The following is a 25,622-nucleotide window of genomic DNA, read 5'->3' as shown; positions in this document are numbered from 1 at the left end:
CCTCGCCGGTTCCCTCATCACCATTCCTTTCAGTCCCCAGGCCTATGCCGTTCGAGACTGCCGTTGTGCCCGCCTCCCCGTTGGGTCACGAGACGCCGTTGCTGGCCATCGCGGTAACGCGCGGCGGGCTCCCGCCCTCCTTGGCCGAGCTGGACAAGGCGAGCGGCGGCGCCATCGAGCGGCTCTTCTCCTCGGGTGATTTCAGCGGCAAGCGAGACGAGAGCGCCCTCGTCTACCCACCCGGCAAGGTCGCCCGGGTACTGTTCGTCGGACTCGGCAAGCCGGACGAGGTCACCCGCGGCAGCATCCGCCGCGCGGCCTCGGTGGCGGCCAAGCGGGCCCGGACGCTGGGCGTGCCGCGGGCGGCGTTTCACCTGCCGGCCGAAGCGCGCGGCGGGGTCCCACCGGCCGAGGCAGGGCAGGCGATTGCCGAGGGCCTGGCGCAGGGCGCGTGGCAGTTCAGCGAGATGCGCCGCGCGCCCGAGGAGAAGAAGCCGGTGCTGGAGCGGGTGGACGTCCTCGCGCCGGCCGATACCGACGAGGTGAGCAGCGGGCACCGGATCGGCGCCGCCGTCGGCGCCGGGCAGACCCTGGCCCGCGGCATTCAGGTGCTGCCGGGCAACGTCTGCACCCCGAGCTACGTGGCGCGCACCGCCGAAGAGATCGCGGCGCGGCACGGCTTCGGGATCACGGTGCTCGACAAGGCGGCCATCCTGCGAGAGAAGATGGGCGCGCTCATGGCGGTGGCGCAGGGCAGCGCGGAGGAGCCGCGCTTCATCGCGCTGGAGTACAAGGGCGCAGAGGGCGCGCCGGTCGTGCTGGTGGGGAAGGGCGTGACCTTCGACACCGGCGGGATCTCCATCAAGCCGGCGCAGAACATGGAGGACATGAAGTACGACATGTCCGGCGCCGCCGCCGTGCTGGGAACCTTCGAGACCCTGGGCCGGCTCCGGCCCAAGGTGCACGTGGTGGGGCTCATCCCCAGCACCGAGAACATGCCGTCCGGCACGGCCGTCAAGCCGGGCGACGTGATCACCAGCGCGTCGGGCAAGACCATCGAGGTCATCAACACTGACGCCGAGGGCCGGCTCATCCTGTGCGACGCGCTCACCTACGCCAAGCGGTATCAGCCGGCGTGCGTGCTCGACGTCGCCACGCTCACCGGTGCGATCGTCGTCGCGCTGGGCCACACCGCCACCGGCGTCATGGGCACCGACGACGCACTGCTCGAGGAGGTGCGCGCGGCGGGCGAGCGCGCCGGCGAGCGGGTCTGGCCGCTGCCCCTGTGGGATGAGTACCGCGACCTGATGAAGTCCGACATCGCCGACGTCAAGAACGCGGGCGGGCGGCCGGCCGGAAGCATCTCGGCCGGCTGGTTCCTGCGGGAGTTCGTCGACGGCTTTCCCTGGGCCCACCTCGACATCGCCGGCACGGCTTACACCGATCGAGAGGACGCCACCCGGGTGAAGGGTCCCACCGGGCTCGGCGTCAGGCTCTTCAGCGAGTTCGTGCTGGCTCGCCAGGCGTAGGGGACCGCCACTGCGCGCGGCCGCCCTGGCGTTACTCGCCATTCTGCTCGCCGCCTCGGGACGGGAGCTCGCCGCTCAAGTTCCCGAGGACAGCCTGCCGTCCGACTCCATCCCGCCCGACACGGTGGATTACACAGCTCGGTTCCTCAAGGCACAGGCGGAACAAGAGGTGCTGCTCCCCGTGCTCCCGGTCGTGGGCGTCCACGGCCCCCGCCCGCCGCTCACCCGCATCGTCTTCAACCGCGACAGCATCGAGTGGGGCAGCGCGGCGACCGTGAGCGATCTGCTGGCACAGATTCCCGGCGTGTATCTCTGGCGGGGTGGCTTCACCGGGCGGCCGGAGCCGGTCGACTTCGAGGGCCGCGGCGCCACCTCGGCGGAATACGAGCTGGACGGCATCCCCTACGTCGCGGCCGGGGTCGACAGTGTTGGGGTGGACCCCGCGCTCTTCTCACTCAGCCTTCTCGACCGGATCGAGGTCGAGCGGTGGCCGGGATGGCTGCGGGTGCGGCTCTTCACCCGCCGGCACAACCGGCTCTCCTCCCGCTCCAGCATCGGCATCGGACGGGGGGACCGCGAGTTTGCCCGCTACGAGGGAGATCTGGAGCGCCGCTTTGCGAACGGCATCGGCTTCGCGCTCTCGGCCGACTACCTGAGCTCTCCCACTGCGAGCGGCGTCAGCAGCACGTACTCCAATACTCAGTTCTGGGGGCAGGGGAGCTACGTGCCGTCCGGCAAGTTCGGCATCCAGTATCAACTGATCCGCTCCGGACCCAACCGCCGCGCCTTCACCATCTCTGACGTCACCGCCAACGACACCATCGGCCTCGGCTTCAAGGCGAAGCGGACCGATGCGCAGATCCGGATGTCGCTCCGCGCGCGCGACGACGGACTCGGGCCGGGGGTCGACCTGGTCTACGCCCGCTCTGCCTGGGACAGCCCGGGCATCGATCAGCAGATCAATCAGCTCGGCGGCTACGCCTCGTTCCGGGCGCCAACCGTGTCGCTCGGCGCCTCCGCGCTGCACCGGAGCCGGTGGACCTCGCTCGACCTGCGCGGCAGCGCGGGATGGACGCCGCTCACGGCGTTCAGCGCCAGCGCGGAGGCCGTGCACCAGAGCCATGATGGCGGGCGCAAGAGCGACTATGTGGCCCTGGCGGCGGGGCTCAGCCCGCTCCGGGGCCTCGCGCTCACCGGGACCGCGCGGCTGGGAAACATCGTGGCCGCGCCCGCCATCCTGGCCGACACCGCGCAGAAGCTGCGCGACTTCGGGGCGACGCTCGGCTGGGACCGGAGCCGGCTCGGGCTTCAGGTGGGCTGGAGCCGCACGGCGGCGTTCAGCCCGTTCGCCTACGCGGAGTTCACCCGGGTGGCCTCGCTGGCGCCCACGCCCGATGTCGACTGGCTCACGCTCGGGGTCCGGGTCGCGCCGCTGCAGTGGCTCACGGTCGAGAGCCGCTATGCCGATCCACGGAATGCCACGATCGACGGCGTTCCGCCGACCCACTCGGTCAACACGGCCACCATTCGCTCCAAGTTCCTGCGCAAGTTCCGCAGCGGGATCTTCGATCTGAAGGCGCAGTTCAGCATGGAGAGCTGGGGCCGAGGGATCATCGGCCGCGACGCGACGGGCGCGCCGATCACCCTCCGCGGCGCGACCTTCTACGAGAGCTTGCTGGAGATCCAGCTCCAGAGCTTCACGTTGTACTGGGACCGACGGAATCTGCAGGCGACGAAGCTCGCCTATGTCCCCGGCTTCCAGATCCCGTCGTACGGGAGCAACTTCGGGGTGCGGTGGGTGTTCTCGAACTGAGTTAATTCGCCGTGTCGCCCTGGAAGAGATCCGTGTAGATGAAGCGCCAACGCTGCTCGAAGTAGAGCATGCCAAACTCATCCACTCCCGCAGAGTCCCCGCTGCACCGCGGAACGGACACATCCGCCCAGTCGCCGTCGACTCGAATCGCCGCCGTCTCGATCATGGGTGAGGTCCTCGACGGACACGCTTCCGGCGCCTCGACCGCGTGCGACGAGCCGCGGCCGCGGGCCCGGTCTCTGGCGACCATCTGGAGGTCTCCGGGACTACCCCGACGCTCGAGGAGCTTGGGTGACAGCACGTAGGCCGCCAGCCCTTCCCAGTTCCGATTCGCCAGGTTGAGGTAGAAGGCCCGGAGCACGGCCCGGATCTGGGCCGGAGCCTGGGCGGAGTCCGGCGCCGGCCCTGCTTGCTGGGCGGTCGCGGTGTGGGCCACTGCCATCAGCAGTGCCCCGGCCAGCACCGCGGAGCGTCGAGGTGCCAATGACCCTCCCGCGTGGAACCCATCGCCAAGGTCGGTGGATCGCGCCGACGTCGCGTGACATCTGTCGAGGCGCAGGGTGACTCTAGGAGTATGGGCACCCTGGTGGAATCGAGCTATGGCCAGATTGCCGATCCGGAGATCCTGGCCACGGCCGCGAGGGGCGTGGTGCCGCCGACGGGGACGGCCTCGGAACGGCAAGGGCGACCAACAGCCAACAGCTGAGCTCTCGAATAGTTCGAGCGTTAACTGGATTCCCCAAGGCGCTTACGTAGCAGCAAGTTCTTGTGGCCGTGCGGATGGTCATCTACCACTGCGATGACCTCGAAGCCGTGCTTGGCGTAAAAGACCGGGGCCTGGAACGTGAACGTCATGAGAAGAATCTGCCGGCAGCCCCGCCGGCGAGCCTCTTGCTCTGCGGCCCCAAGGAGCGTTGTCCCTAGCCCTTGTTTTCGCCGCGCCTCCTCTACCCAGAACTGGCGGATCTCCAAGCAACCACCCCAGGTGTTCCCGCAGATTCCTGCAACGATCTCACCTTCCTCGTTCTTCACGAAGATCGCCAACCACTCCCCATCCGTGATTCCGGTGGCGCTGGAGTTGAACTCATACAGTCGGTCCTCCAGATACTGGACCTCCTGGGGCGTGGGCTCCGCGTTGATGACGAGCTCGGAAGTAGGCATCCTCATGCGCCTCGCTGTCAGGTAACGGACTGCACTCCAGTTGCGTCTGCGTACTCAGGCGCTGGTAACCATCCAGCCAGATAAGCGTGCCACAGAATGCGAGCCGCGACTGCGCGTAACGGACGCCAGCGAGCCGTAAGCTGGTCGACCTCGCCGAGGGTCAGCCTCGCGGCCGATCCGTGGAAACGGGCCAACGCCTTCTGCAGGGCCAAGTCGCCCGGCGGCCAGATGTCGGGGCGTCGCAGGGCCATCAGCAGGTAGATATTGGCCGACCATGGCCCGATGCCCGGCACCCGCATGAGGCATTCTCCTGCCTCAGCGTCGGAGCACCTGGTCAGATGGCGAAAGTCCAGCGTACCCTGAGTCACTCGGTCCGCGAGCGCGCAGGCATAGCTCGCCTTCTGCCGCGTCAGTCCGACCCGCTGCAGCCCCGCCTGTCCCAGAGTCAGGATGCCGCTGGGACTGAGGGGGGACACCGTCCTGGCGAGACGCTGATAGAGTGCCCGGGCCGAGGCTAGCGAGACCTGCTGCTCCAGGATGATGCGCAGCAAGGTGGCGAACCCCGGGCGGCGGGCCCAGAGTGGCGGGGGCCCATACCGCGCCACGAGGCTGGCCAATCCGGGGTCGCGTCGCGCGAGCGTGCGGACTCCGGATAGCAGAGAGGCGCGCTGGAGTGCCGCGGGCCAAGGCCCTTCCTTCCTTGCTGTCCGAATCATCAGCTACCGCACCTCGATGGGCGCCGTCCATCGAAACGTCCCCCACGACATCGCGAGGGTGCCGTGCCTGCCGTCGCTCGGCTCAACCGCGATCGTGAATTTCTCCACCGGTGGGGTCACGCTGTCCGATCGCATCGGCGCCGTGCCCAGGTCCTGGGCCCGCCTGTATTCCGTTCCCCACTGCCCGGTCTGCTTATTCACGATGAGGTCGGTGCCACGGACGTGCGGAACGGTCCACAGCGTGTAGGTCCCGGCCGGTAGCGACAACCCCGCCAGCGTGATCGGCGCCGAGGTGGTGAGCTGGGTTGCGGCATTCGCCCCGGTGCGCCAGACCCGGTCGTAGCTGATGACGTTGCCCAGCAGCGTGCGCCCGCGCAACAGGGGACGGCCGTAGTCCACCGAGAGAGTAGCGGCACCGATGCTTGCGCGGGCTGTATCGCGCACGCTGAGCTGCGAGGGGCCGGTGCGGCGTTCCGCGTCCGCCAAACGATTCCCGATCGAGTCGATGTCGGGAGGTGCGGTCGTCCGTGTGACGGCGACCTTGTAGGTGCTGCGCATCCCCGAGTAGGTCAGCATCCGGCCGCTGCTGTCGACCGTCACATCGCCGGTTCCCGATAGCCAGTCGTGCCGCAGCTCCACCTTGCCCCCGGCCTGCGGGTGCACGAAGCCCCGGTGCAGCGTGAAGCTCGGTCCCACGTCCCGGTCGGGGTAGAACTGCCGGAACAGCAGGCTGTCGCCCGGCGCCAGGCCGGTCGCCGCCGCGCGGCGGAGCGCCGCCGCGATCTCCAATTCAATGACGCTGTACATCATCGACACGTGCGGCACGGTGATGGCTCCGGCCGTGGCGAACGAGGTGTCCCGCACGCCGCTGCTGTCGCGGACCGAGATGGTCACCTTGTCCTTGGAGAAGTCGGCGGTGACCCGGCGTCCCCGTTCGCTCGGCGTCCGGCCGTTCGGCGTGCGCACGTCCATCACCATGTGCCGGATGGTGCCATCCTTGTTCAGGTCGAACTCGGTGTGACGCCGCCGCACGAACGGCCACCGATCCACGCCGTCGGTCACCAGCCGCCTGGGGGAGCGCGCGATGCGCTCGACCGAGACGGTGTCGTTGCCGAGTGTGGCGACGAAGCCGTACCGCTCGGGAGGCGTGGCGCTGCTGCAGGCGAGAATGAGGAACGGGAGGAGTGCCGACTGCCTCATCAGGTGCCTTCATGAAAGGGTGAGCCCGAGCGGCCCTTCGGGTTGGGCGGCATCGCCGCGGCGAGTACAGGAAGGACGACCGAAAGCGCAGTGGCGACACAGCTTGGGCGCTACCAGATGCGCACGCGGGCGGTCGGCTCGAGGTACAGCCGCTGCCCGGGCACGACGTCGAAGGCCTCGTACCACGCGTCGAGGTTGCGCACGGTGTCCATCCGGTACGCTTCCGGCGCATGGTCGCCCGCGAGCTGCGCACGCATGGCAGCCTCGGTCATCTTCGTGCCGAAGGCCTGAGCGAAGGCGATGAAGAACTCCCTGTCCTCACGGCGTACATGATCCCTGTCCGCGGCCCTGGCGCCGAGTGAGCTGCGGTACGCCTCGAAGGCCGCGGTGAGGCCGGCGAGGTCGGCAACGTTCTCCGTTCTCGTGAGACGCCCATTCACCAGGAGGCCGGGCAGCGGCTGGTATTCCGAGAACTGGCGCACGATCGGCTCGGCTGCCGCCTCGAATTTCACCGAGTCATCGCCCGTCCACCAACGGCGCATCCGTCCGTCGGGCTCATAGGCAGCCCCAAGCACATCCACGAAGTGGCTCATGTCGTGGCCGATGATCGCACCGATGGCGCCGTAGGCGGCGGCCTCCGACGCGGTGGAGTCGTACTTGGGCGGCTGCAGGAGCGCCGCCGCGAACTCGTAGGCATTCTGCTGAAAGATAAGGACCGCGCCCACGGTCTGCGGCGTCAGCACCCACTCGTGCGGATCGTACGCCTTGGCGAGTCGTGCCAGAGCGTGACGATACTTGCGGTCGCCGATGCGCTGCGCATTCCCGACCGCGTCGCTGGCGTCGATGCGAAGATCGCTCCAGCTCTCCCACTTGTCCGGGTAGCCGATGCCCACGTACAGCCTGTCGAGCTTGGCCACCGCGGTCCTTCTGCTGGCCGGCGACAGCCACGCTGCGTGTGCCACGTGCTCTCGAAACGCCGTGGCGACGTGCGCGATGATACCGTCTACCCGCGCTTTCTGGCCAGCGGAGAAGTAGCGCGCCGCATAGAGCTCCCCGATGGCATCGGCCATCGCCGACTGTGTGATCGCCAGCGCGCGCTGCTCGCGCGTGCGTTGCTCACCGCGCATGCCCGCCGCCGCCTCGGCGAATGCGCGCGGCAGCACGTCGGCGTACTCGTCGATCAGGTGAAAACGGAGATAGTCCTTCCATGACGCGAGTGGTCGAGAGGCCACGAGGGCCGCGACCCCCTTTACGGCCGAGGGTTGCCAGGCGACGACCACCTTCTGCTTGCCGAGCCCCGCGGCCTCGAAGAAGGCATCCCAATCCATGCCCGGCGCCTCGCGTGCGAAGGCCGCCCGGGACCATTGATTGTCGGCGTTTCGGTCCACGGCTGATTGCTGACTCGTGGCCTGCGCTTCGGCGATGGCCGTCTCGAGCGCGAGCACAGAGTCGGCCCGCTGAGCTACGTGGCCGAAGCCCGCGAGCGTCAGCAGGCGGGCGATGTACTGCTGATAGCGACGGCGCTGCTCGACGGCCTGGCGCTCCTGGCTCAGGTACTGGTCCCGATCCCCGAGTGCGAGCCCGCCTTGCACCAGGAAGGCGCCATAGTTCTTCTCCCCGTGGATGCTGTGCTCCACGGAGAGTCCGAGGACCGACGACGAGGTGTAAATGCCGAGGTTGAGCGGATCCACGTCGGCATGCATGGTAGTGCCGAGCAGGCGAGTCAGCGCCAGCTTGTCCTTGGCTTGGTCGATCCCCCTGAGCATCGGGGCGAGCGGGGCGAGCCCTGTTGCCTCGATTGCCGAATCGTTCAGGAAGGCGGACCGGAAGTCGGCGACCTTGCGGGCGAGGGAGCCCGGCCGTGAAGCGGTCGCCTCGTCGAGGATCCCCGCGATCTGTTGCCGGGTGCGCTCATTGATCTCGTCGCGGACTGTCCAGCGGTCCTTGCCCGGCGGGATGACCGCCGCGCTGAGCCAGGCACCATTGGCGTACCCGAAGAAGTCGTTGCCCGGCTTGATGCTGGTGTCGACGGTGCCTTCCAGCCCCGGATAGGCACGGTCGCCCGGTGCCTGCGCCCGGAGTGCGAGGGCCGAAAACGGCCAGCAGGCCAGGGAGAGCAATGCCATGCTGAGGGGCCCGGCACGTGAGCATGCGTGAGTGCGGATGGCTGACCTCGCTTTGAGGTGATGGCACCCTGAATGGGAGTCGCCGATGTCTTTCGCGAATGTACCGACTCCGTGGCGAGGTGTCGCATCGACGACCGACAGGTATCGATCACTTTCGGACATATGATCACCCGCGCCCAGGTCATTGACGTCCTGTTCGTCATCCTCCCGCATTCGTTGCTGCTCGACATCGCGGGTCCCGCCGAGGCGTTCCGCCTGGCCAATCAGCATCGCGGGCGCCGCGGGTTGCCGCCGCGCTTTCGCCTGCGCTACGCGGCGCCGAACGAGAGGCAGGACACGTCCGTCGGACTGTCGCTTGCCGGCATGGAGCCGTTACCGCAGGAGCTCTCCCCGACCACCTGGGTCGTGGTGGTCGGCCAGCCGACCGAGCACCTCGGCGACGTCACGCCGGCGGTTACGATCACGGCGCGCTGGCTGAACAGGCAGCTCGGCGATGGGCTGTGCGGGAACGCCGGGGGACATCGCTTGGTGACGATCTGTTCGGGTACGCTGCTCGCGGCTCGCGCGGGCCTGCTCGGCGCCCGCCGCTGCACCACGCACCACGAGCTGCTGCCCGCGCTGCGCGTCCTCGCGCCGCGAGCGAAGGTGGTCGATAACCGGGTCTTCGTGGTGGATGGCCCGCTCGCATCGAGTGCGGGGATCACGGCTGGGATCGATCTCGCACTGCACCTCATTGGCGAGGAGTGCGGGGACCCGCTGGCGGCGAGTGTCGCGGAGGACATGGTGGTGTATCTCAGACGGTCGGATCGGGATCCGGAGCAGTCACCCTTTCACCTGCATCGGAGGCATCTGCATGCGACGGTGCACCGAGTGCAGGACGCCATCATCAACGAGCCGGACCGTGACTGGGACATGGCCGCGCTCGCGCGGGCCGGGCACAGCACGGAGCGACACCTGCTACGGCTCTTCATCGAGCATGCACGCGTGTCGCCGCTTCAGTATCTCCGGGCGATCCGGCTCGAGCGGGCCAGGCAGGCGCTCGAGCATGGCGCGAGCGTGACGCGAGCGGCGGAGGTCGCCGGGTTTCGCTCGGGGCTTCAGATGCGGAGGGCCTGGAGCCGGCAGTGGGGAGGACGTCCGAGAGATATCCTGAATTCTAGGCGGTCGGCTCGCTGAAGCAGAGAATGTATCCATCGGGGTCCTCGACGTAAAAGTCGATACACGACCACGGTCGCGCTTCCAGCGGCCTGGTGATGAGCGCGCCCCGCGCCCGCAGCTCCTCGTGCAGCGTCGCCACCCCGGTGACACTGATGTATGCATCAAGGTGCTCATACTGTTTCCGATGTGCTCGGTCGCTGAGCGTCTTGGGGGCACACTTGAGATGAATGGCGATGCCGTCGCGGCTCACGCCGGCGTAGAACGAGTCGTAGCAGAAGTCGACGTCGAATCCGAGCTTATCCCGATAATACGCTATGGCTATACTGAGATCGTCCACCAGCAATTGCGGTGCGATGCCGGTGAGACATGCCGGATGAGGGACCGTGTCCGCCGTTATCATCCCACCCTCCATCGATAGGTCTCGGCCTTCGCCCGGCAACGTTCACGCACGACCCTGCAACTGTGCACCTACACTCCCGGAGACCTCATGTCACTGCGCCCGCCCCGGCTCCCGCTGGCCCTCCTGCTGCTCACCCTGCTGCCGGCTCGCCTCGCCGCCCAATCGGCGGCCACCACCGACTCCGCGGCCATCACAGCGATTCGCGAGACTGTCCGCCAGTACGACAACGCCCTGCGTCGGGCCGACGTGGCGGCGCTCGAGCGAATTTGGGCGCCGGAGTTCACCTTCGTCAACCCGCGGGGCGAGCGACTGACCCGGGCCGATCGGCTCGCCAACGTGCGCACCGGCCGGACGACCTTCGATTCGCTGGCGCCCGCGCCGAAGGAAGAGAGCATCCGCGTGTATGGCGATGTCGCGGTGCTCACGACGCTGCTGACCCTCAAAGGCCGCTACAGCGGCAAGGACCAGAGCGGCAGGTTTCGTGCACTCGTGGTCTGGGTCCATCGCGACGGCCGCTGGCAGCAGGTCGCCAACCAGCTCACCGCGGTCGCGGGCCCGTGATTGAAGGTCTGTCGCGCGGGGGCACCCAGGCCCACGCCTCTCCAGGTGAGCACACCCGTCACCCACCGGAGGTCGGCGTGCGGATCGGCTTTTAGCGGCACTCCGGACGGGGACGAATGCCACTCTCGAGAGGCGGAAGTGTGAATGGGCACACGGTGTAGATCTGCTTCCAGTCGGACCGGGTAGTGTCCAACAGCATTGCGATCGCGGCGCCGACAGGATAGAACGCGACACGTCGGTCCCGCCCGAGGTTGAGGTGCTCGAGTTCTCGCCGCACAATGCGGCGCGCACGATCGGCGGCTTTGCTATAGGGTTCGTAATCGGGCAGGCTCCTGAACTCGGCCGAGGGCTGCCCTGACTCCGCGCCGGCCCGAGCAGCGGCGTACTCGATGAAGCGGGCCACGCCTTCTTGCCAGAGTTGGAACTCGAAGTAGCGGTAATCAGCCGCTGTGAGGCGATTGCGGAGCAGGTTGCGGGCGCTCAGGACGTCCGTTATGGCACCGACCCGGGCAGTCGGCTTTGCATCTAAGGCTCGAAGCAGCGAATTGGCCAGGCGGCGCATGGCCCGGCGCACGGGGGCCGAGTCGTACGGAAAGGGGTAGTCCAACATCCACTGCGCAGTGGTGTCGCCGTGCGCCAGATTAAGCCCGGCAACGCCCGCGTAGTAGTTCGGCTGGGAGTACTGCCACTGGTGGAAGTGCTCGTGGAGGAGTGTCAATACCCAGGCGGTCGAAGACTTCCCTGTGCGTTCAGCCGATCCTACAACATCGTGGGCACCCCGCCCACGGCTGGAAAGGTTGCCAGGAGGCTGGGGGAGAATTGTCTGGGACGGGTCCAGACGTCGGTCTTCACCAGCGTATCGTAACCCAGCCGGGCAAAGTCGGCGGTGGGGCGGGGGTGACCGACGAGAAATTCGGCGGAATCGGTGACGAGCAATACGTCTAACGTGGTGCGCCCCCAACCGGGCCAGAGCCTCTCACTCAGCTCGGCCAGCCGCCTCACCTCCGCAAGCCGCACCCGGTCCTGCCGCCCCAGGTGGAGCGTTGTTTGGGCCTGCCCTGTAATTGGCCTCGTGGCTGCTCCGAGGAGCAAGAGGCCTAACCCACTGATCGACCAGCGCATAGGCTTCCTACTGAAAAGCTGCTGGTCGGATGCCCAAACCGCGACGAACGTCGCACCGGTTCTCGCGCGACGCGGTCGCAGCGCGCGTTAAACCCACCTGCCTCGCTCGTCTGGCGCGCACGAGTCTCTTGTGCACAGTTCGCCTAGAATACTACGATTGCCCGATGGACCCGAATTCCGACGATGCCCTCCGTGGGCGGCTGGACGCGGGGACGTTGACATGGCGTGGCCCGGCACTGATGCTGTTCGCCCGCGCAGCTTGTGCTGTCGGGGCGCAAGCCGTTGTCGCGGCCGTCTTCGCCCTGCGATCGTCGCCGACTCCATGGCATGACGCTGAGCCATAGCTGCCGGTGTACGGGACATTGATCGACGCCGGATGTTTGGCGTTGCTATGGCGGCTCACCCGCCGCGAGGGCATCCGCCTGTTCGACCTGGTCGGCTTCGAGCGGAAGCGCCTCGTCCGCGATGCACTGCTCGGCTTGGCGCTCATCCCGCCGAGCCTCGCATGCATTCTCGGTGGCGTCTACGCCAGCGGCTGGCTCAGGTACGGGACCTGACGCCGCCGTACCTCTATGGATCCCTGCCACTGCCGGCCGCCCTCTATGGAGTGCTGGTATTTCCGTTCATCTGGGGACTGACCGAGCAAATGACCTATAACGGCTATCTGGCACCCCGCTTCCAGGTTGTGTGCCGGAGTACGACTCTGGCGGTTGCCATCGTGGCATTCGCCTGGTCGTTGCAGCACAGTTTCATGCCGTTGACCTTTGATCCGAGGTACATGGCCTTTCGGCTTTTGTCGCCGGTGCCGAACACCGTCTTTGCAACGGTAGTGTACCTGCGACTTCGCCGGCTGGTGCCGTTGGCGCTTTCGCATGCCCTGATGGATGGTGCGGGCGTGCTGATCGGCGTGCTTCTTCCGCTGTTGAGGGCATGAGGCGGCCTTTGCTCCGATCCTTGATCCCACTCAACGAGTGGACTCACGACTTTGGCACCTGTGACGCCACTTCAAGTCGGTCCGCTGGCACCGATCGCGTATCACCGATCCTCTGTACCTTTGACCTTGAAATGCGACTGGGAGTTCGGTGGGAGCACCAAGCTGTTTCACGGCAGGATCGACGACTTGGCCCTTTATAACCGAGCGCTGGGAGCTGACGAGATGAGGTTTTTCAGCCGCTAGCTGGGATCAGGCACCCGCCGGTGTCAATACCAGGCGGCGGCTGGCAGGCCGGGTTACGTAGGAGACGGTCAGTAGTGCCAGGAGCACCAGCGGCATTGGCCACGTTTGCTCTCCGCCCGTGTACGCTGAGATGAACGCCATCACCCACGTGAAGGCCGCGCCGGCGTAGGCCCATTCCTTCAGGAGAGGAAAGCCAGGCAAGAGCAGAACGATTGCGGCCGCGGGTTTGACGATTCCGAGAACTATCCTGAGGTGTTGCGGGTAGCCGGCCTTGGCGAACCCGGAGACGACCTGTTCACTCCCGCTCAGATAGCTGAGAGCAGCCAGCAGGGACAGTGCAACGATCGCGGTGCTGGCCCAATATGCGATCTTTCGAATCACGGATCCTCCGACGTATCGGTCGCCGAACCGCCGCAGCCTCGCAACCATGTCGCCCTGCGACAGGGCTGTTCTTAAAGTGCTACGAGAACAGATGGGACCGCATTCCGAGGATAGCGGTGCGCTGTCGTTCCGGCAACGGAGCGAGGTCCAGCCGAGCCATGACGACCGCCATCAACGAACCAGGCGTCCTGGCTTGACAACGCTTAGAAACAGTTCCATCTAGTAGCGACCGCTACCAAACTTTCCTTACTTACTCGGGGGGACTCATGTTCATCATGGTCCAGCACACGATCTCCGAGCCAGCCGCGTTCTGGAACGCCGCTGACCCGAACACCCTCTCACCGCAGGTCAAGCTCCACCACACCTTTCCCACACCCGATGGAACCCGGGCCGTCTGCATCTGGGAAGCCGCTTCAGTGGATGCTGTCCGCAATCTGCTGGAGCCTCTCCTTGGGCGCATCAGCCGTAATGAGTACTTCCCAGTAGAGAACCGAGAGGGGTTCGCCCGCCCGTCGAAGGTGCCACAGACAGCAACCGCAGGCACCTCGGGCCGATAGGAGAATCCCCCGACAGCTCAAGCCCTCCGCAGGTGGCTGTCGACGGCTCCGGCCACGGCCTCGGCAGCTTCCCGGGGAGGGAAATGTCCGACGCCGTGCAGGACGCTTCGTTGGTAGCGCCCGGGGAAATAGCGATCCACACCCTCGGAGGAGGCTGGTTCGTCGCAGAAGTCCGACACAGGTCAGGACGACATCACTGCGTGCCAGAGCAACAAGCCGAAGGCCAACGTGCTCGCCACACTCCGTACGGTGTGCAGCCGGCCCCAGCGCTTCAGCAAGCCGGCCGCCTCGGCGGAGCTTCCGTCGAGCGCGGGATCCAGCAGTCGCTTCGTGGTCGGCAGAATGATGAGCAGCGTGAAGGGGATCGCGATCCCGAGCAGCACGCCGGCGAACAAGACTACGACCCCTCGGCCTTGCACCCAGGCCACCACAGCCGCGACGAGCCCCAGTGCCGCAAGGGACGCTTGCATGACGCTCGCGCGCCGGTAGCTCGGGCCGAACTCAGTGGTGGCCACCTCAGTCCCGCACTCGAGGCGTGCCGGGTGTTCGACCAGCGTGACGTACACGGCGGCGCCGGCGAACAAACCGGCACAAAGCGTGGCCACCAGCTCGAAGAGCATATCCCTCCTCCGCGTAACGAGAACCCCTCAGGCCATGCACTGCCACAGCGGGCGAATCAACTCGGCAGCTTCCCGTGCCAAGGCCTGCTCCGCGTCACCGAACGCGCCAACTCGAGAGCTCTCGATATCCAGGGTTCCGCATACCTTTCCCGCCTGATCCCGCACCGGCGCGATCATCTCCGCTCCCGTCCGCGCGAAGGTGGTCAAGTAGCGCGGATCGCACGCCACGTCATTGGCCACCACCAGCTCGCCGCTCGCAGCCGCCGCGCCATTCAGACCTTGCGTGCGCGGAAAGGTGGGAAAGGCGGGCGGCTCGGTGCCAGTCCAGGCAATCGCCGCGATCTCGGTCGGCGTGATGTCGTAGATCCCAACCCACTCAAAGCGACCCACGCGTTGAATAGCCTCGGCGACAGCCCTGGCGCGCTGAGCGCGCGTGCCAGGACCTCGCAGGCTTTGCCCCACGGCCTCGGAGAGGATAGGGAGAGTCATTTGCGGGTTAGGCAGCCCCCTGCTCGAAGCTCAACCGGCCTTCCAGCCACGCCTCCCACCACTTGGTCGAAGTCGCAGCCTCCTCCCACCATGCGCCTTCCCATCCTTCATCGGGTCCATGATCGTTCGGGTCGAATCGCACCATGCGACCAGCCGAGCTCGACACGTCGATGCAGGATTGGATCGTGCATCCCCAGTGCGCGATCGGCACGAGCTCTGAAGGCCAATGCCACCCTGCATCCTCAGGGTCCACTTGATTGAAGGTCTCGTAGATCTGCAGGGCGACGTGCCCCTGGTCGTGGGGCGCGCGCCGGTAATCAATCCGTACGTTCCGTAGCCCGGACCGAACCCCCCGTTTCTGCAGAGAATTGTTGGCGCTGTTTTGTCAGTGAGGGTCTCAGCCGACGTACGCGAGAACAGCGTAATCGATTCCACCGAAAACAAACCCACCCACCTCGCGCATGCCCATTCTTGTGTGCGCACCCAGGGATGACGCATTGTCACGCCGGATGAACAGAATGCCCTCACGCCCCCGCTCTAGGCGCCGCAATTCCGCGAACATGGCCTGAGCTAGCCCTTTGCCACGTTCCTCTTCCTTCACGCATATGGGACCATACACATACGCGTCAGCCGACCCCGGATACGCGTCCAGCATTGCGCGAATGATGGGGACATCGTCATTCATCTCCCGCGTACTATTCATGAGGAAGGCGACAACGCGCCGACTCCGGCGCGCAACGATCAGGGGCCTCCCAAGCATCATCGCTGCGACACGGGAACGCGATAGGTTTGCGGACAGCATGCCTCCGCGCTCGGGCTGGTTTGCTGCTTGCAGTTCCATAATGCCGTCTAGGTCTGCTCCAGTTGCCCTGCCAATGTTCACTCCCAGGGATTGCCACGACTCTGACCTCCGGCGCCTGACGACTCGCCCATCGGCTGCGGACCCTCGTGCCTGCGCCCGCACAAACCCTTGTTTCCGCTTCGGCCGCTGGGACGGTGGTGCCAGGACGCGAGCGCTACCTCTGGAACGAGGCTTCTCCGGCACCGATGGCTTGCCCATTCAGATCAACCACCCAGGCTTGAATGCCATACTGTTCGCCCGTGACCAGGGGTAGAGGCCCTGCCTCCACCGTGGTGGAGGCAGGAGGCTCGCCGTAACGCAACGCGGGGGCGATCAGGTTGTCAGGTCCCATTTGGTCACGAGCCCGCAGCTGCCACATGATGCCGTTGACCCCACTGATGCGGAGTACACCGAGCTTGCAGTCCGGTGACCAATCGATCTGGGGAGTGAGGCCCGCGCCTACCTGAAAGCTGACGGCGGTTTCACAGCCTCGCTCAAAGCCATTTGGCTCGGAGCCGCACCCGAGTGCGAGCAAGCTCATGGCTGCGCAAAAGAACGATCGAAGGTCCTGCCCGCGCTGGTTAGCGCGCATGCGCTGGAGTTGCCCGGAGTAGGAGCAAAGAGGAGAGGTATCCGGCCGCCACGACATCGTAGGTGAGGCAGAACTGTGCCCACCATGACGGTACGCCAGGATCGGTGATCAGTTGGTTGTGAAACGCATCGAAGATGCCATGCGCCGCCAGCGCGGCTACGACGAGCCATAACGAACGCTTGAACCCTGCGACTGCGGCAGCCAGAAAGACGGTGATCGCCGCGCTCTCACTGAGTAAAGCGTGGTTGGAGCCGCCCATGACGGCGAACAGGGCATAGTATGAGGCGATGACAACCAGGATGGTGGGATAGAAGGCCCGATCCCGATCGAGGCGAAGAAGCGTGGCCATGGCGCCCACCCCGAGTGCCAGAAGCGCCCCGACTAGATATGCCATGTGCACTCCCATCATGTCATTGTCCGCGATCAGCGGGGCGGCCCCTGCTCAGCCTCCAGCGTGTTGTGGAATGCGGCGATCTCCCAGCCGCCGGGCTCCTTCGTGAGGGCCAAAGAGAAACACGCTCCGTGCCGCCCGGCGAGCGGCCCGTGGGGAGCGTCCAGCACCGAGCGCACGTGCAGCAGAGCGACGTCCGGGCGCAGCAGTCGGGCACCCTCGACGGTGAACTGGACGGTGCTCCCGGCGTAGATGGTCCGGAAGATCGCGGCATGACCCGCGGCGATCGCTGGCCGGCCGCGGAAATGCTCGCCGCGGATATTGACGAAATCGGCATCGTGGGCGAAGGGGGCAGCGAACGCTGAGCCGTCCATGGCGTTCCAAGCGGCCTGAAGCTGGCCGACAACGCTCTCGAGCACAGTACGGTCGCCTGGCGCTAGATCAGCGGGCATTCTTCATTGCGATGTTCGGCGAGACCCCTAAGCTGCCACCCACCCTACGGCTCGTGGAGGTCAACGAACTGAAGCGCCGCCAGCAGCGGGCCTCGGGCGAAGCCCAACAACGTGTCCACTTGGACCCGGACGTTCTCCGCGGCCGGTTCCGCGAAATGGCAGAGAACGTCTCCGCTGGCGCCGTCAAAGGGGTCTGAGCCGGTCTCCAAGTTAGCCACGTAGTGGCCGGTGGAGTCGGTCAGCATAACCACGGCGGACCCGCCGCCGGCGCAGCCAATGCGGAGCGTAGCTCCGGGGAGGGGAGTCCCCTCGTGGGCTGTGACCAGCCCGGTCACGCTGGCATGGGCTGGACCTGAGGTAAATGGGTCGGTCGGCGAGCCGCAGGCGGTAGCGAGGCTTGTGGCCGTTGCGAGAACGATCCATGTCCCGAGCGCGCAGTGACTAACCATGACGACTTCCCGCAAGCAATGCGCTCGTCCAGCACTGGGCTCGCCCAAAGAGCAGCGGGGGGAATACCAGTACGCCGGGTGCGTCTGCTGATCGCTGGATAAGTCCCCCGGAAGTGATGCTGCCGTGTATCTATCAACCTGCTGAATCTAGTAGTCCTCCGGCTAGCTGGTTATCCCGGCCGCGAGCCGCTCGCTATGGACGAGCGGAATCCAGGTCGCGCAGCCCTCACGGGCGAGAGCTCTGAAGGCACGGCACCGAGCATCGGTCGTTGCGCGATGCCGTCCCTGCCGTTAAGGTGGTCTCCTCCACGATCATGCGCACCTCTCCCCAGCGCGATTCCCTCGCGCCTGCCCCCTCGACCCCGCCGGCCGCACCGGCGGAGTCGGCCCTGATCGACCGGATCCGCTCCGGCGACGAGCCGGCGTTCGAGCAGCTGTTCCGGGCCTACTACCAGCCGCTGTGCGACTTCGCGCGGTCCTACGTGCGCTCGCGCGAGACCGCCGAAGAGCTGGTGCAGACGGTCTTCCTCCGGCTCTGGGAGACGCGGGAAGCATTCGACCCCGCCGCGGGCGTCGCCGCCTGGCTCTTCGCCGCCTGCCGTAACCGGTCGCTCGATCACCTGAAGCACCGGCGCGTGGTCGAGCGCACCGAGAGCACGGGCGGGGCCGCCGGCGAGCCGGCGCCCGCCCTCGGTGCGCCGCCCCCCGCGCCCGACGAAGCCGCCCAGCTCGCGGAGCTGGCCCAGGCGGTCCGCGATGCCGTCGACCGGCTCCCCGAGCGCTGCCGGGCCACCGCGATCCTCCGCTGGGAGCATCAGCTCACCCACCGCCAGATCGCCCAGACGCTGCGTGTGTCGGTCAAGGCGGTCGAGGCCCACCTCACCCGTGCGCGTGCCGCGCTCCGGGACCGCCTGGCCGCCTTCAAGCCGTAGCTTCCCGACCCCGACCTAGGGGTCCACCGGTCTGAGTCGTTGTTCCGGTATGGAGCTATCGGACCACGACTGGCAGCGCCTGGAGCGCTACCTCACCCGCCAGGGCACCGCCGAGGAGCTGGCCCAACTCGACCGCTGGGTCGCCGGCAACCCCGAGCTGTCGGCCCTCGCCGAGGGGATGCGTACGGCGGGCCGTAGCGGCGAGCCGAGTGGCATGTGGGACACCGACGCCGCCTGGCGCAAGGTCTCCCGCCGGATGCCCTGGTACACCCGCCCACCGCTGATCCGTCCGGGGCGGCGGGCGGTGGCCTGGCTCCCCTGGGCGCTGGCCGCCTCGCTCGCGGCGGCAGCGGGCTCCTCCCTCTACTTCTTCGCGCCGCGCGAGCACATCGCGCCGGCCCCGGCCGCCCGCGAGGTCGCCACCCGGCGCGGGGAGCGGGCCGCCTTCACCCTCGCCGACGGCTCGCGGATCATCCTCGGCGCCGAGAGCCGGCTCACCATCCCCGCGGCCTATGGCAAGCCCGGGTCGCCACGCGAAGTGCGCCTCGACGGTCAGGGCTACTTCGTCGTCCGGCACGACCGCCTGCGCCCCTTCCGCGTCGTCACGAGCCTCGGCACCGCCGAGGACCTGGGGACTGAGTTCGTGGTCTCCACCTACGCCGAGACCCGCGGGATGCGCGTGGTCGTCGCCGAGGGGAAGGTGGGACTCCGCCAGCCGACCTCCGCCGATTCACTGCCCCTGATGACCCTCTCCCCCGGCGACCTGGGCCAACTCGACTCGCTGGGCACCGCCAAGGTACGGCGGGTGAATCCGGCATCGTACCTCAAGTGGACCGGCGGTGCGCTGGTGTTCGACGGCACACCGCTCCGCGAGGTCGTCCCCCAGCTCGCCCGCTGGTACGACGTGGACATCCGTCTCGCCGATAGCTCGCTCGGCCGCCGCCGCTTCACCGCGACCTTCCGCAACCAGTCGGTGTCCCAGGTGCTGGCACTACTGGGGCTCTCGCTCGAGCTGGAAGTGAACCGGAGCGGCCGGGCGGTGACGCTCCGACCTCGGAGGTAGCTGCATGCACCGATTGCGGATCGCGGTTGCCCACACCCTCGCCGCCGCCCTCGCCCTGTCCGCCGCTCCCGCCCGGGCACAGGCGGTCGCGACCGCCGCCTACGAGCGGGGGCCCCGTTTCCTCCTCGCCACCGCGACGGAGCTCGTCCCGGTGGACGTGAGCCGGACCCGCACGCTCGCCCGGCGCCTCTCCCTCCAGCTCGAGGGCGCGACGCTCAAGGAGGCGCTGGAGGCCATTGCCGCGCAGTCGGGGCTGGTCCTCGCCTACAGCGACGACGTGGTCCCCCTGGGCAACCGGGTGCACCTCCGCGCCGAGGCGGTCACCGCGGCCGCGGCGCTGACCGACGTGCTGTTCGATGCCGGCGTGGACGTGGTGTTCAAGACCGACGGGAGCGCGGCCCTGGTGAAGCGCCGGGCGCCCCGGATCGGCAGCGTGTCCGGTCAGGTCACCGACGCGCAGACCGGGCAGGGACTCGAGTCGGTCGAGGTGCTGCTGCAAGGTACCCGCTGGCGGGCCCTCACCTCGGCCGACGGCCGCTACCGGCTCGCCGACGTGGCCGCCGGCGACTACACCCTCGTGGCTCGGCGCATCGGTTACGGGAGGCAGACCCGGCCGATCACGGTGGCGACCGACCAGGACCTCAACCTGGACCTGGCCCTCGCGCCAGCGGCGACCGAGCTGGAGGAGCTGGTGAGCGTGGGCACTGTGGTGCCGACGGAGGTGAAGGCGCTGCCCTCGCCGGTGAGCGTGATCACCGCCAAGGACATCGAGCAGCAGCAGCTCCGCCGGACCGACCAGCTCTTTCGGATCTTCGTCCCCAGCGCCGTGGCCTGGGACCTGGGCGAGAGCCCCGAGCAGACCGCCATCACCATCCGCGGCGCCAGCTCGTTCACCGGGGGCACCGGGGTCAAGGTCTTCGTGGACGGGGTCGAGGTCGCCAATACCACCTTCACCCTGATCGACCCCACCAGCATCGAGCGGGTCGAGATCATCCGGGGCCCCGAGGCCGCGACGATCTACGGGCCCGGCGCCATCGGCGGGGTGATGCAAGTGTTCACCAAGAAGGGCGATCCCGCCCGCGCCCGCCCCGAGTACGAGGCGCAGGCGTCGGCCGGCATGGTGGAGAGCGAGTTCAAGAACGGCAGCGCGCTGCGGCAGGACTACCGCGCGGCCATCCGCGGCGGTGGCGGCTCCTATGGCTACAACGTCGGCGCCTCCTACGGCCGCACCGGCGAATGGCTGCCGGAGTTCCGCCTGCGCACGCCCAGCGTCTTCGGCGGGGCCCAGCTCACCCAGGGTCCGGTCCAGGTGGAGATCAGCGGCCGGTACTTCGGCACCGACCAGAACATCCCCAACTCGCCGCGGCTGGTGGCGGCCGGCCTGGAGAGCCCGGCACCGCGCTACGAGGAGCGGCACTACCACCAGTCCACCCTGGGCGCGCACGTCGGCTACACCCCGGTCACCTGGTGGCACCACAACCTCACGGTCGGGGTGGACGCGTTCGACGGGAGCCAGTACAACACCCGTCCCCGGCTGCTCACCCCTGACGACACCCTGCTGCAGGTAGTGAACCGCGAGTCCAGCAAGAAGTCGATCGCCTACAACACCTCGGTGACGCTGCCGACCGCCTCGCGGATCTCGGCGGTGGTGACCGCCGGCTTCGATCACTTCAGCACCGACGACAACTCCTTCATCGCCGGGCTCTCCGACAACTTCGAGGGCGTCCTCCGGCCCGACCCGGCGCTGCCCATCACCGCGATCCGGAGCCCGACCAGCAACACCGGCTTCTTCGGCCAGACTCAGCTCGGGCTGGACGACGCCCTCTTCCTGACTGCCGGGCTCCGGGTGGACGACAACACCGTGCTGGGCGGCGAGCATCCGGTGTCGCCCCGGGTGGGGCTCGCCTGGAGCCGGCCGGTGGGCGGCGTGACGGTGAAGCTCCGGAGCGGGTACGGCGAGGCGATCCGGGCGCCGGAGGCGCTGTCGCGGCTCGGCCTGGACCTGGGCTTCATCCGGAACCTCCCCAACCTCGATCTCCGGGCCGAGCGGCAGAAGGGCGTGGACGCGGGCGTGGACCTGGCCTCGGGGCGGGGGACGGTCAGCGTGACATACTACCACCAGATCGCGCAGGACCTGATCCAAAGCGTGCTCATCGGCGTGACCCCCCAGGGCGTGCCGGAGTTCCAGGACCAGAACGCCGGGAAGGTGCGGAACACCGGGCTCGAGCTGGAGGCGGGGATGCGCCTCGGCGCGGTGCAGCTCACCGGCAACTACGCCTACACCAGCAGCCAGGTGCGCGAGCTGGCCGTGGGCTACCTGGGGGAGCTGCTCCCCGGCGACTACGTGCTGGAGATCCCCAAGCACAGCGCGGGGGCCACCGCGGCCTTCACCCTCTTCCAGCGGACCAGCATCGCCACGGGGCTCACCTTCGTGGGCAAGCGCACCAGCTACGACTACGTCGCGCTCTTCAACGGCACCCCCGCGCGCGACGCCTGGGTCACCTACGATCCGTTCTTCAAGCTCAACCTCACTGTCACCCAGACGCTGACCCCGGGGATCTCGGCGCTGCTCACCGTGGAGAACCTGAGCAACAACAACACCGGGGAGGAGTTCGACTACCTGCCGTCGCTGGGACGGATCAGCACTGTCGGCTTGCGGGCGCGCTGGTGAGGTCCGGCGCGCTCGTCCTCGCGGCCGTCGCCTGCCTCACGGTCCGGGCGGCGGGCGCGGCGCAGGAGCGCGGCGACTCGACCGGCCCGGGCCCCTCGCTCCGCGACATCATCGGCGTCGCCCAGGTGATCGAGGTGCAGCTCTCGCCCGACGGGAAGCGGGTGGTGTACGAGGTCCGCCGCACCCGCTGGGCGTCCAACCGCTACGTCACCGAGCTCTGGCTCCGCTCGACCGATGCGCGCGGCACACCGGTCAAGCTCGTCACCGGCACCCCGACGACCTCGGCGTACCAGTCGCTCCAGGCGCGCTGGTCGCCCGACTCGCGCCGCCTCGCCTACTTCTCCGACCGCGACGGCTCGAACCAGATCTGGCTGCTGAATCCGGACACCCGGGCGACCGAGCGCCTGACCCGGCTGGCCCGCTGGCAGGCGGTGGACCCGCGCACCGTGCAGCCCGCGTTCTTCCGCTGGTCGCCCGATAGCCGCTCGATCGCCTTCGCCGCGTTCTGGCCGATCCCGCCCGACTCGGCGCGCGACCCCAACACCATGACCCGGGGCCAGTCGGTCGGCGTGGACTGGACCAAGCAGAACCGCTTGCCGGGGGCGCGGACCACGACCAACGCATCGCTGTGGCTGGTGGACATCGGCTCTCGGCGAGTGCGCCGTCTCACCGACGATTCGCTGCATGTGGCCGATATCGCCTGGTCTCCCGACGGGTCCCGGATCGCGCTGTCGGCCGGCGCCCGGCCGGAGGACGTGCCCTACAAGTCCGACCTCTATGTGCTGGACGTGCGGAGCCGGGCGATGAAGCTCCTGCTGGCCCAGCCAGGGTGGGACGCCGCGCCGCAGTGGTCGCCCGACGGCCGGTGGATCGCTTTCGAGTCGCAGCGGGGCAGGGTGGACTGGAACTACGGCTCGTATCTCGCAGTTCTCTCGCCCGAGGGCGGCGAGCCCCGGTATCTCGCCCCGGGCTTCGAAGAGGAAGTGGGCAACTGGCCGCACCTCCTCGGCTGGGCCGCGGACAGCCGGAGTCTCTATTTATATGCCTACGTCCGCCTGGGGCACCATGTCTACCGGGCCGGCCTCGACGGCGCGCCGGCCACGCCGGTGACCGGAGGGACCCGCTTCCTGGACCACTTCAGTCTCGCACCGGCCGCGTCGGCGATCGCGGTGACGGTGGAAGATCCGGTCACCCCACCGGACGTGTATTTGAGCCCGCTCGAGGGGTTCGCGCCGCGGCGCCTAACCGACGTCAATCCGGGCTGGGCCGCGTTCCCGAAGCCGCGGGTGGACACCGTCTCCTGGCGAAGCCGGGACGGCCGATTCGACGTCGAGGGTCTCCTGATCCGGCCGTCGGACACCGTCGCGGGTGCGCGCTACCCGCTGCTGGTGTTCCTGGAGGGCGGCCCTTCGTCGGTGCGGGCCGGGTTCCAGCTCGACGACCCCGCGGCGTATCCGTTGATCGCCTTCGCCAATAAGGGTTACCTCGTCTTCGCGCCCGGCAGCCGCGGGCGGCCGGGCTATGGCGCGGGGTACCGGCAGTCCATGCCGGAGCACTCGGACTTCCTGCCCGGCCCCTTCGAGGACGTGATGGCCGGGGTGGACCACCTCATCCGATCGGGGATGGTGGATTCCACCCGGATGGGCGTCATGGGCTTCAGTTACGGTGGCGCGCTCAGCGCGTACACCATCACCCATACCGACCGCTTCCGGGCGGCGTCCATCAACGAGGGTCCAGCCAACTTTCTGCGCTACGCGGTGACGGTCGCCGGGCAGCGCGACCGGGTCGCCATTCTGCACGACCAGGCCGGCTTCGGCTCCCCCTGGCACCCGGATTCGCTACGGACCCTGCTGGATCAATCGGGGATCTTCCGGATGGACCGGGTGCGCACGCCGACGTTGCTCGAGTTCGGGTTCACTTCGCTGGCGGAGCCCGACGGGATCGAGATGTATGGGGTGCTGCAGCGGTTCCGGGTGCCGTCGGCGCTGGTCGTGTATCCCCGCACCGGACACGGGATCGAGGAGCCGTTCCTGCGGGAGGACAGCTATCGGCGGAACGTCGCGTGGTTCGACTATTGGGTGCGCGGGCGGGGGGAGAATCCGTTGGCGGCATCGACACGTTAGGAGCTCATGCCGGCTGCATGCGCGCCTTAGGCTGAGGCCTCGGAGACCGTAGCCGCGAGTGCGGTACAGAACTGATCCACTCGCTCGCGCGGGATAGTCCTGGAGATGAGAAAAGGATCGTCGAACGCATCGAACCAGTTAGCGAGTGGCTCCTCCTGCCGATAGAAGTGGAGGTGCGAGCAGAGCTCGGGTACGGCATGCCGCGTTGCGAGGTCGGCGATGCCGGCAAAGAGCTCAGGCGTCGCTCGCAGGGAGTAGCGCTCATTGGGTGGCCATGACCAGATGGTCCCGATAGGCCCACCATAGTCTGTTTGCTCAGCATGGCTCCGCAGAAACTGGACAACATCTGGAGTTGGCGATCCCTCGAGGTACAGCACCGTCGCGTCTGGCAATAGCGAAGGCACTTGAAGGAAGAACTCCTGAGCGGCCTTGATGCCTTGAACCTGCCACGCTTCCGCGTCGCCGAGTACCTGGGGGCCGGTCGTGGGTCTGGAGGGCGGCGCAATCCACCGCCTCAAGACCGGCAGCGCGATCAAGAGGGCAAGCACCGCGATGAGGATGAGCCAGTTCATGGCGAACCGTGTGGTTCGAGTAATGCCGCTGCCTTAGGCGGCGTCCGCAACGCCCACTGAGGTTCTAGTCATGCATGAACTCTGCGCACCCGGTTGGGCTAGCCCTCGCGCTTCATGCGCTCCCGACGCGCGCGTTCAGCGTCGCTCGGTGAATCGAGCGCGGTGTTCCCGATCTTGATCTCGCCAGCGCGCTCATAGTGCGCGATCATGAGGCCCGGGCGCGAGACGCGAGAGGTGGTCAGCTTGTAGCTGTGTGGCGCGGAGCCGTCCGCGAAGAGCTTTTTGCCACCGCCGAGGACGACAGGCACTGTGAAGATGCTCATCGCGTCAACCAGGTCGTTGGCGAGCAGGGCGTGCACAAGTTCGGTGCTGCCCTGGGTGACTAGGTTCGGGCCGTCTTCTTCCCGCAAACGCTTCACATCGGCGATATGTCGCAGCAGCACCGAGCGCCGCCAACTGGTATCGACGTCGCCCGAGCGCGAAACCACGTACTTCTTGATGTCCTTGAACAGCTTGGCGATGCCGC

The 25,622-nt window shown here is 67.5% G+C and carries 26 protein-coding genes; 10 read left to right on the top strand and 16 right to left on the bottom strand.

Annotation, left to right across the window (positions count from 1 at the left end):
* Positions 1-65: 65 nt before the first annotated feature.
* A complete protein-coding gene (locus tag VHR41_05660) occupies positions 66-1,529 on the top strand; it encodes a leucyl aminopeptidase (protein ID HEX3233661.1) in 1,464 nt (487 codons plus the stop codon).
* Positions 1,530-1,653: 124 nt separating this feature from the next.
* Entirely contained in the window at positions 1,654-3,342 is a 1,689-nt protein-coding gene (locus VHR41_05655; GenBank protein ID HEX3233660.1) for a Plug domain-containing protein, read from the top strand.
* Position 3,343: 1 nt separating this feature from the next.
* On the opposite strand, the gene VHR41_05650 is transcribed toward VHR41_05655, so the two are convergent.
* From VHR41_05650 to VHR41_05630, 5 genes are all read right to left on the bottom strand, one after another.
* A complete protein-coding gene (locus tag VHR41_05650; protein HEX3233659.1) occupies positions 3,344-3,826 on the bottom strand; it encodes a hypothetical protein in 483 nt (160 codons plus the stop codon).
* A gap of 242 nt (positions 3,827-4,068) precedes the next feature.
* A complete protein-coding gene (locus tag VHR41_05645) occupies positions 4,069-4,503 on the bottom strand; it encodes a GNAT family N-acetyltransferase (protein ID HEX3233658.1) in 435 nt (144 codons plus the stop codon).
* Positions 4,504-4,520: 17 nt separating this feature from the next.
* Positions 4,521-5,120, bottom strand: coding sequence for a hypothetical protein (locus VHR41_05640; GenBank protein ID HEX3233657.1), 600 nt, complete (start codon positions 5,118-5,120; stop codon positions 4,521-4,523).
* A gap of 102 nt (positions 5,121-5,222) precedes the next feature.
* Positions 5,223-6,419: a DUF2911 domain-containing protein gene (locus VHR41_05635; GenBank protein HEX3233656.1), complete on the bottom strand. Its 1,197-nt coding sequence runs from the start codon at positions 6,417-6,419 to the stop codon at positions 5,223-5,225.
* Positions 6,420-6,529: 110 nt separating this feature from the next.
* Entirely contained in the window at positions 6,530-8,545 is a 2,016-nt protein-coding gene (locus tag VHR41_05630; GenBank protein HEX3233655.1) for a M13 family metallopeptidase, read from the bottom strand.
* Between the two features lie 162 nt (positions 8,546-8,707).
* On the opposite strand from VHR41_05630, the gene VHR41_05625 reads away from it, so the two are divergent.
* A complete protein-coding gene (locus VHR41_05625; GenBank protein ID HEX3233654.1) occupies positions 8,708-9,721 on the top strand; it encodes a helix-turn-helix domain-containing protein in 1,014 nt (337 codons plus the stop codon).
* On the opposite strand, the gene VHR41_05620 is transcribed toward VHR41_05625, so the two are convergent.
* On the bottom strand, positions 9,702-10,103 hold the full coding sequence (locus tag VHR41_05620) for a VOC family protein (GenBank protein ID HEX3233653.1): 402 nt from the start codon (positions 10,101-10,103) through the stop codon (positions 9,702-9,704). The genes VHR41_05625 and VHR41_05620 overlap by 20 nt on opposite strands.
* Positions 10,104-10,190: 87 nt before the next feature.
* Between VHR41_05620 and VHR41_05615 the strand changes: the two genes are divergently transcribed.
* Complete coding sequence (locus tag VHR41_05615) at positions 10,191-10,664, top strand: nuclear transport factor 2 family protein (GenBank protein ID HEX3233652.1); 474 nt, start codon at positions 10,191-10,193, stop codon at positions 10,662-10,664.
* A 91-nt stretch (positions 10,665-10,755) separates the two neighbouring features.
* On the opposite strand, the gene VHR41_05610 is transcribed toward VHR41_05615, so the two are convergent.
* Positions 10,756-11,382 (bottom strand): hypothetical protein, encoded by a 627-nt coding sequence (locus tag VHR41_05610; GenBank protein ID HEX3233651.1) that lies wholly within the window; start codon positions 11,380-11,382, stop codon positions 10,756-10,758.
* Positions 11,383-11,423: 41 nt separating this feature from the next.
* On the bottom strand, positions 11,424-11,600 hold the full coding sequence (locus tag VHR41_05605; protein ID HEX3233650.1) for a hypothetical protein: 177 nt from the start codon (positions 11,598-11,600) through the stop codon (positions 11,424-11,426).
* Positions 11,601-12,136: 536 nt separating this feature from the next.
* Here VHR41_05605 and VHR41_05600 point away from each other — a divergent pair.
* Together VHR41_05600 and VHR41_05595 are read left to right on the top strand one after the other, a co-directional pair.
* Entirely contained in the window at positions 12,137-12,343 is a 207-nt protein-coding gene (locus VHR41_05600; protein HEX3233649.1) for a hypothetical protein, read from the top strand.
* A gap of 50 nt (positions 12,344-12,393) precedes the next feature.
* The gene (locus VHR41_05595; GenBank protein HEX3233648.1) at positions 12,394-12,720 is read left to right on the top strand and encodes a CPBP family glutamic-type intramembrane protease; all 327 of its coding nucleotides are present in this window, start codon (positions 12,394-12,396) and stop codon (positions 12,718-12,720) included.
* A gap of 249 nt (positions 12,721-12,969) precedes the next feature.
* Here VHR41_05595 and VHR41_05590 read toward each other — a convergent pair whose 3' ends face one another.
* From VHR41_05590 to VHR41_05565, 6 genes are all read right to left on the bottom strand, one after another.
* Positions 12,970-13,344: a DoxX family protein gene (locus VHR41_05590; GenBank protein ID HEX3233647.1), complete on the bottom strand. Its 375-nt coding sequence runs from the start codon at positions 13,342-13,344 to the stop codon at positions 12,970-12,972.
* 739 nt (positions 13,345-14,083) lie between these two features.
* The gene (locus tag VHR41_05585; GenBank protein ID HEX3233646.1) at positions 14,084-14,521 is read right to left on the bottom strand and encodes a DUF1772 domain-containing protein; all 438 of its coding nucleotides are present in this window, start codon (positions 14,519-14,521) and stop codon (positions 14,084-14,086) included.
* A gap of 27 nt (positions 14,522-14,548) precedes the next feature.
* A complete protein-coding gene (locus VHR41_05580; protein HEX3233645.1) occupies positions 14,549-15,010 on the bottom strand; it encodes a GAF domain-containing protein in 462 nt (153 codons plus the stop codon).
* A 1,422-nt stretch (positions 15,011-16,432) separates the two neighbouring features.
* Positions 16,433-16,837, bottom strand: coding sequence for a hypothetical protein (locus tag VHR41_05575; GenBank protein HEX3233644.1), 405 nt, complete (start codon positions 16,835-16,837; stop codon positions 16,433-16,435).
* A gap of 29 nt (positions 16,838-16,866) precedes the next feature.
* Positions 16,867-17,253 (bottom strand): SgcJ/EcaC family oxidoreductase, encoded by a 387-nt coding sequence (locus VHR41_05570; GenBank protein HEX3233643.1) that lies wholly within the window; start codon positions 17,251-17,253, stop codon positions 16,867-16,869.
* A 77-nt stretch (positions 17,254-17,330) separates the two neighbouring features.
* Positions 17,331-17,621 carry a carboxypeptidase-like regulatory domain-containing protein gene (locus VHR41_05565; protein HEX3233642.1) on the bottom strand — a complete coding sequence of 97 codons (291 nt, stop codon included), beginning with the start codon at positions 17,619-17,621 and terminating at the stop codon, positions 17,331-17,333.
* A gap of 428 nt (positions 17,622-18,049) precedes the next feature.
* Between VHR41_05565 and VHR41_05560 the strand changes: the two genes are divergently transcribed.
* The 4 genes from VHR41_05560 to VHR41_05545 are packed head-to-tail and all read left to right on the top strand — an operon-like array spanning position 18,050 to position 24,524.
* Positions 18,050-18,667, top strand: a complete 618-nt coding sequence (locus VHR41_05560; protein HEX3233641.1) for an RNA polymerase sigma-70 factor — start codon at positions 18,050-18,052, stop codon at positions 18,665-18,667.
* Between the two features lie 49 nt (positions 18,668-18,716).
* The gene (locus VHR41_05555; GenBank protein HEX3233640.1) at positions 18,717-19,730 is read left to right on the top strand and encodes a FecR domain-containing protein; all 1,014 of its coding nucleotides are present in this window, start codon (positions 18,717-18,719) and stop codon (positions 19,728-19,730) included.
* Positions 19,731-19,734: 4 nt separating this feature from the next.
* Positions 19,735-22,401, top strand: coding sequence for a TonB-dependent receptor (locus VHR41_05550; GenBank protein ID HEX3233639.1), 2,667 nt, complete (start codon positions 19,735-19,737; stop codon positions 22,399-22,401).
* Entirely contained in the window at positions 22,398-24,524 is a 2,127-nt protein-coding gene (locus VHR41_05545; protein ID HEX3233638.1) for a prolyl oligopeptidase family serine peptidase, read from the top strand. Before VHR41_05550 ends, VHR41_05545 begins: the two co-directional genes overlap by 4 nt.
* 26 nt (positions 24,525-24,550) lie before the next feature.
* Here the strand turns inward: VHR41_05545 and VHR41_05540 are convergent, their stop codons facing one another.
* Positions 24,551-25,096: a hypothetical protein gene (locus VHR41_05540; GenBank protein HEX3233637.1), complete on the bottom strand. Its 546-nt coding sequence runs from the start codon at positions 25,094-25,096 to the stop codon at positions 24,551-24,553.
* Positions 25,097-25,194: 98 nt separating this feature from the next.
* A partial coding sequence (locus VHR41_05535) for a dihydrofolate reductase family protein (protein HEX3233636.1) occupies positions 25,195-25,622 on the bottom strand: 428 nt, incomplete at its 5' end.

The sequence above is a fragment of the Gemmatimonadales bacterium genome (genome assembly GCA_036265815.1).
Taxonomy (GTDB): Bacteria; Gemmatimonadota; Gemmatimonadetes; order Gemmatimonadales; family GWC2-71-9; genus CAVVWJ01.
This window is presented reverse-complemented; position numbering and strand designations above follow the sequence as displayed.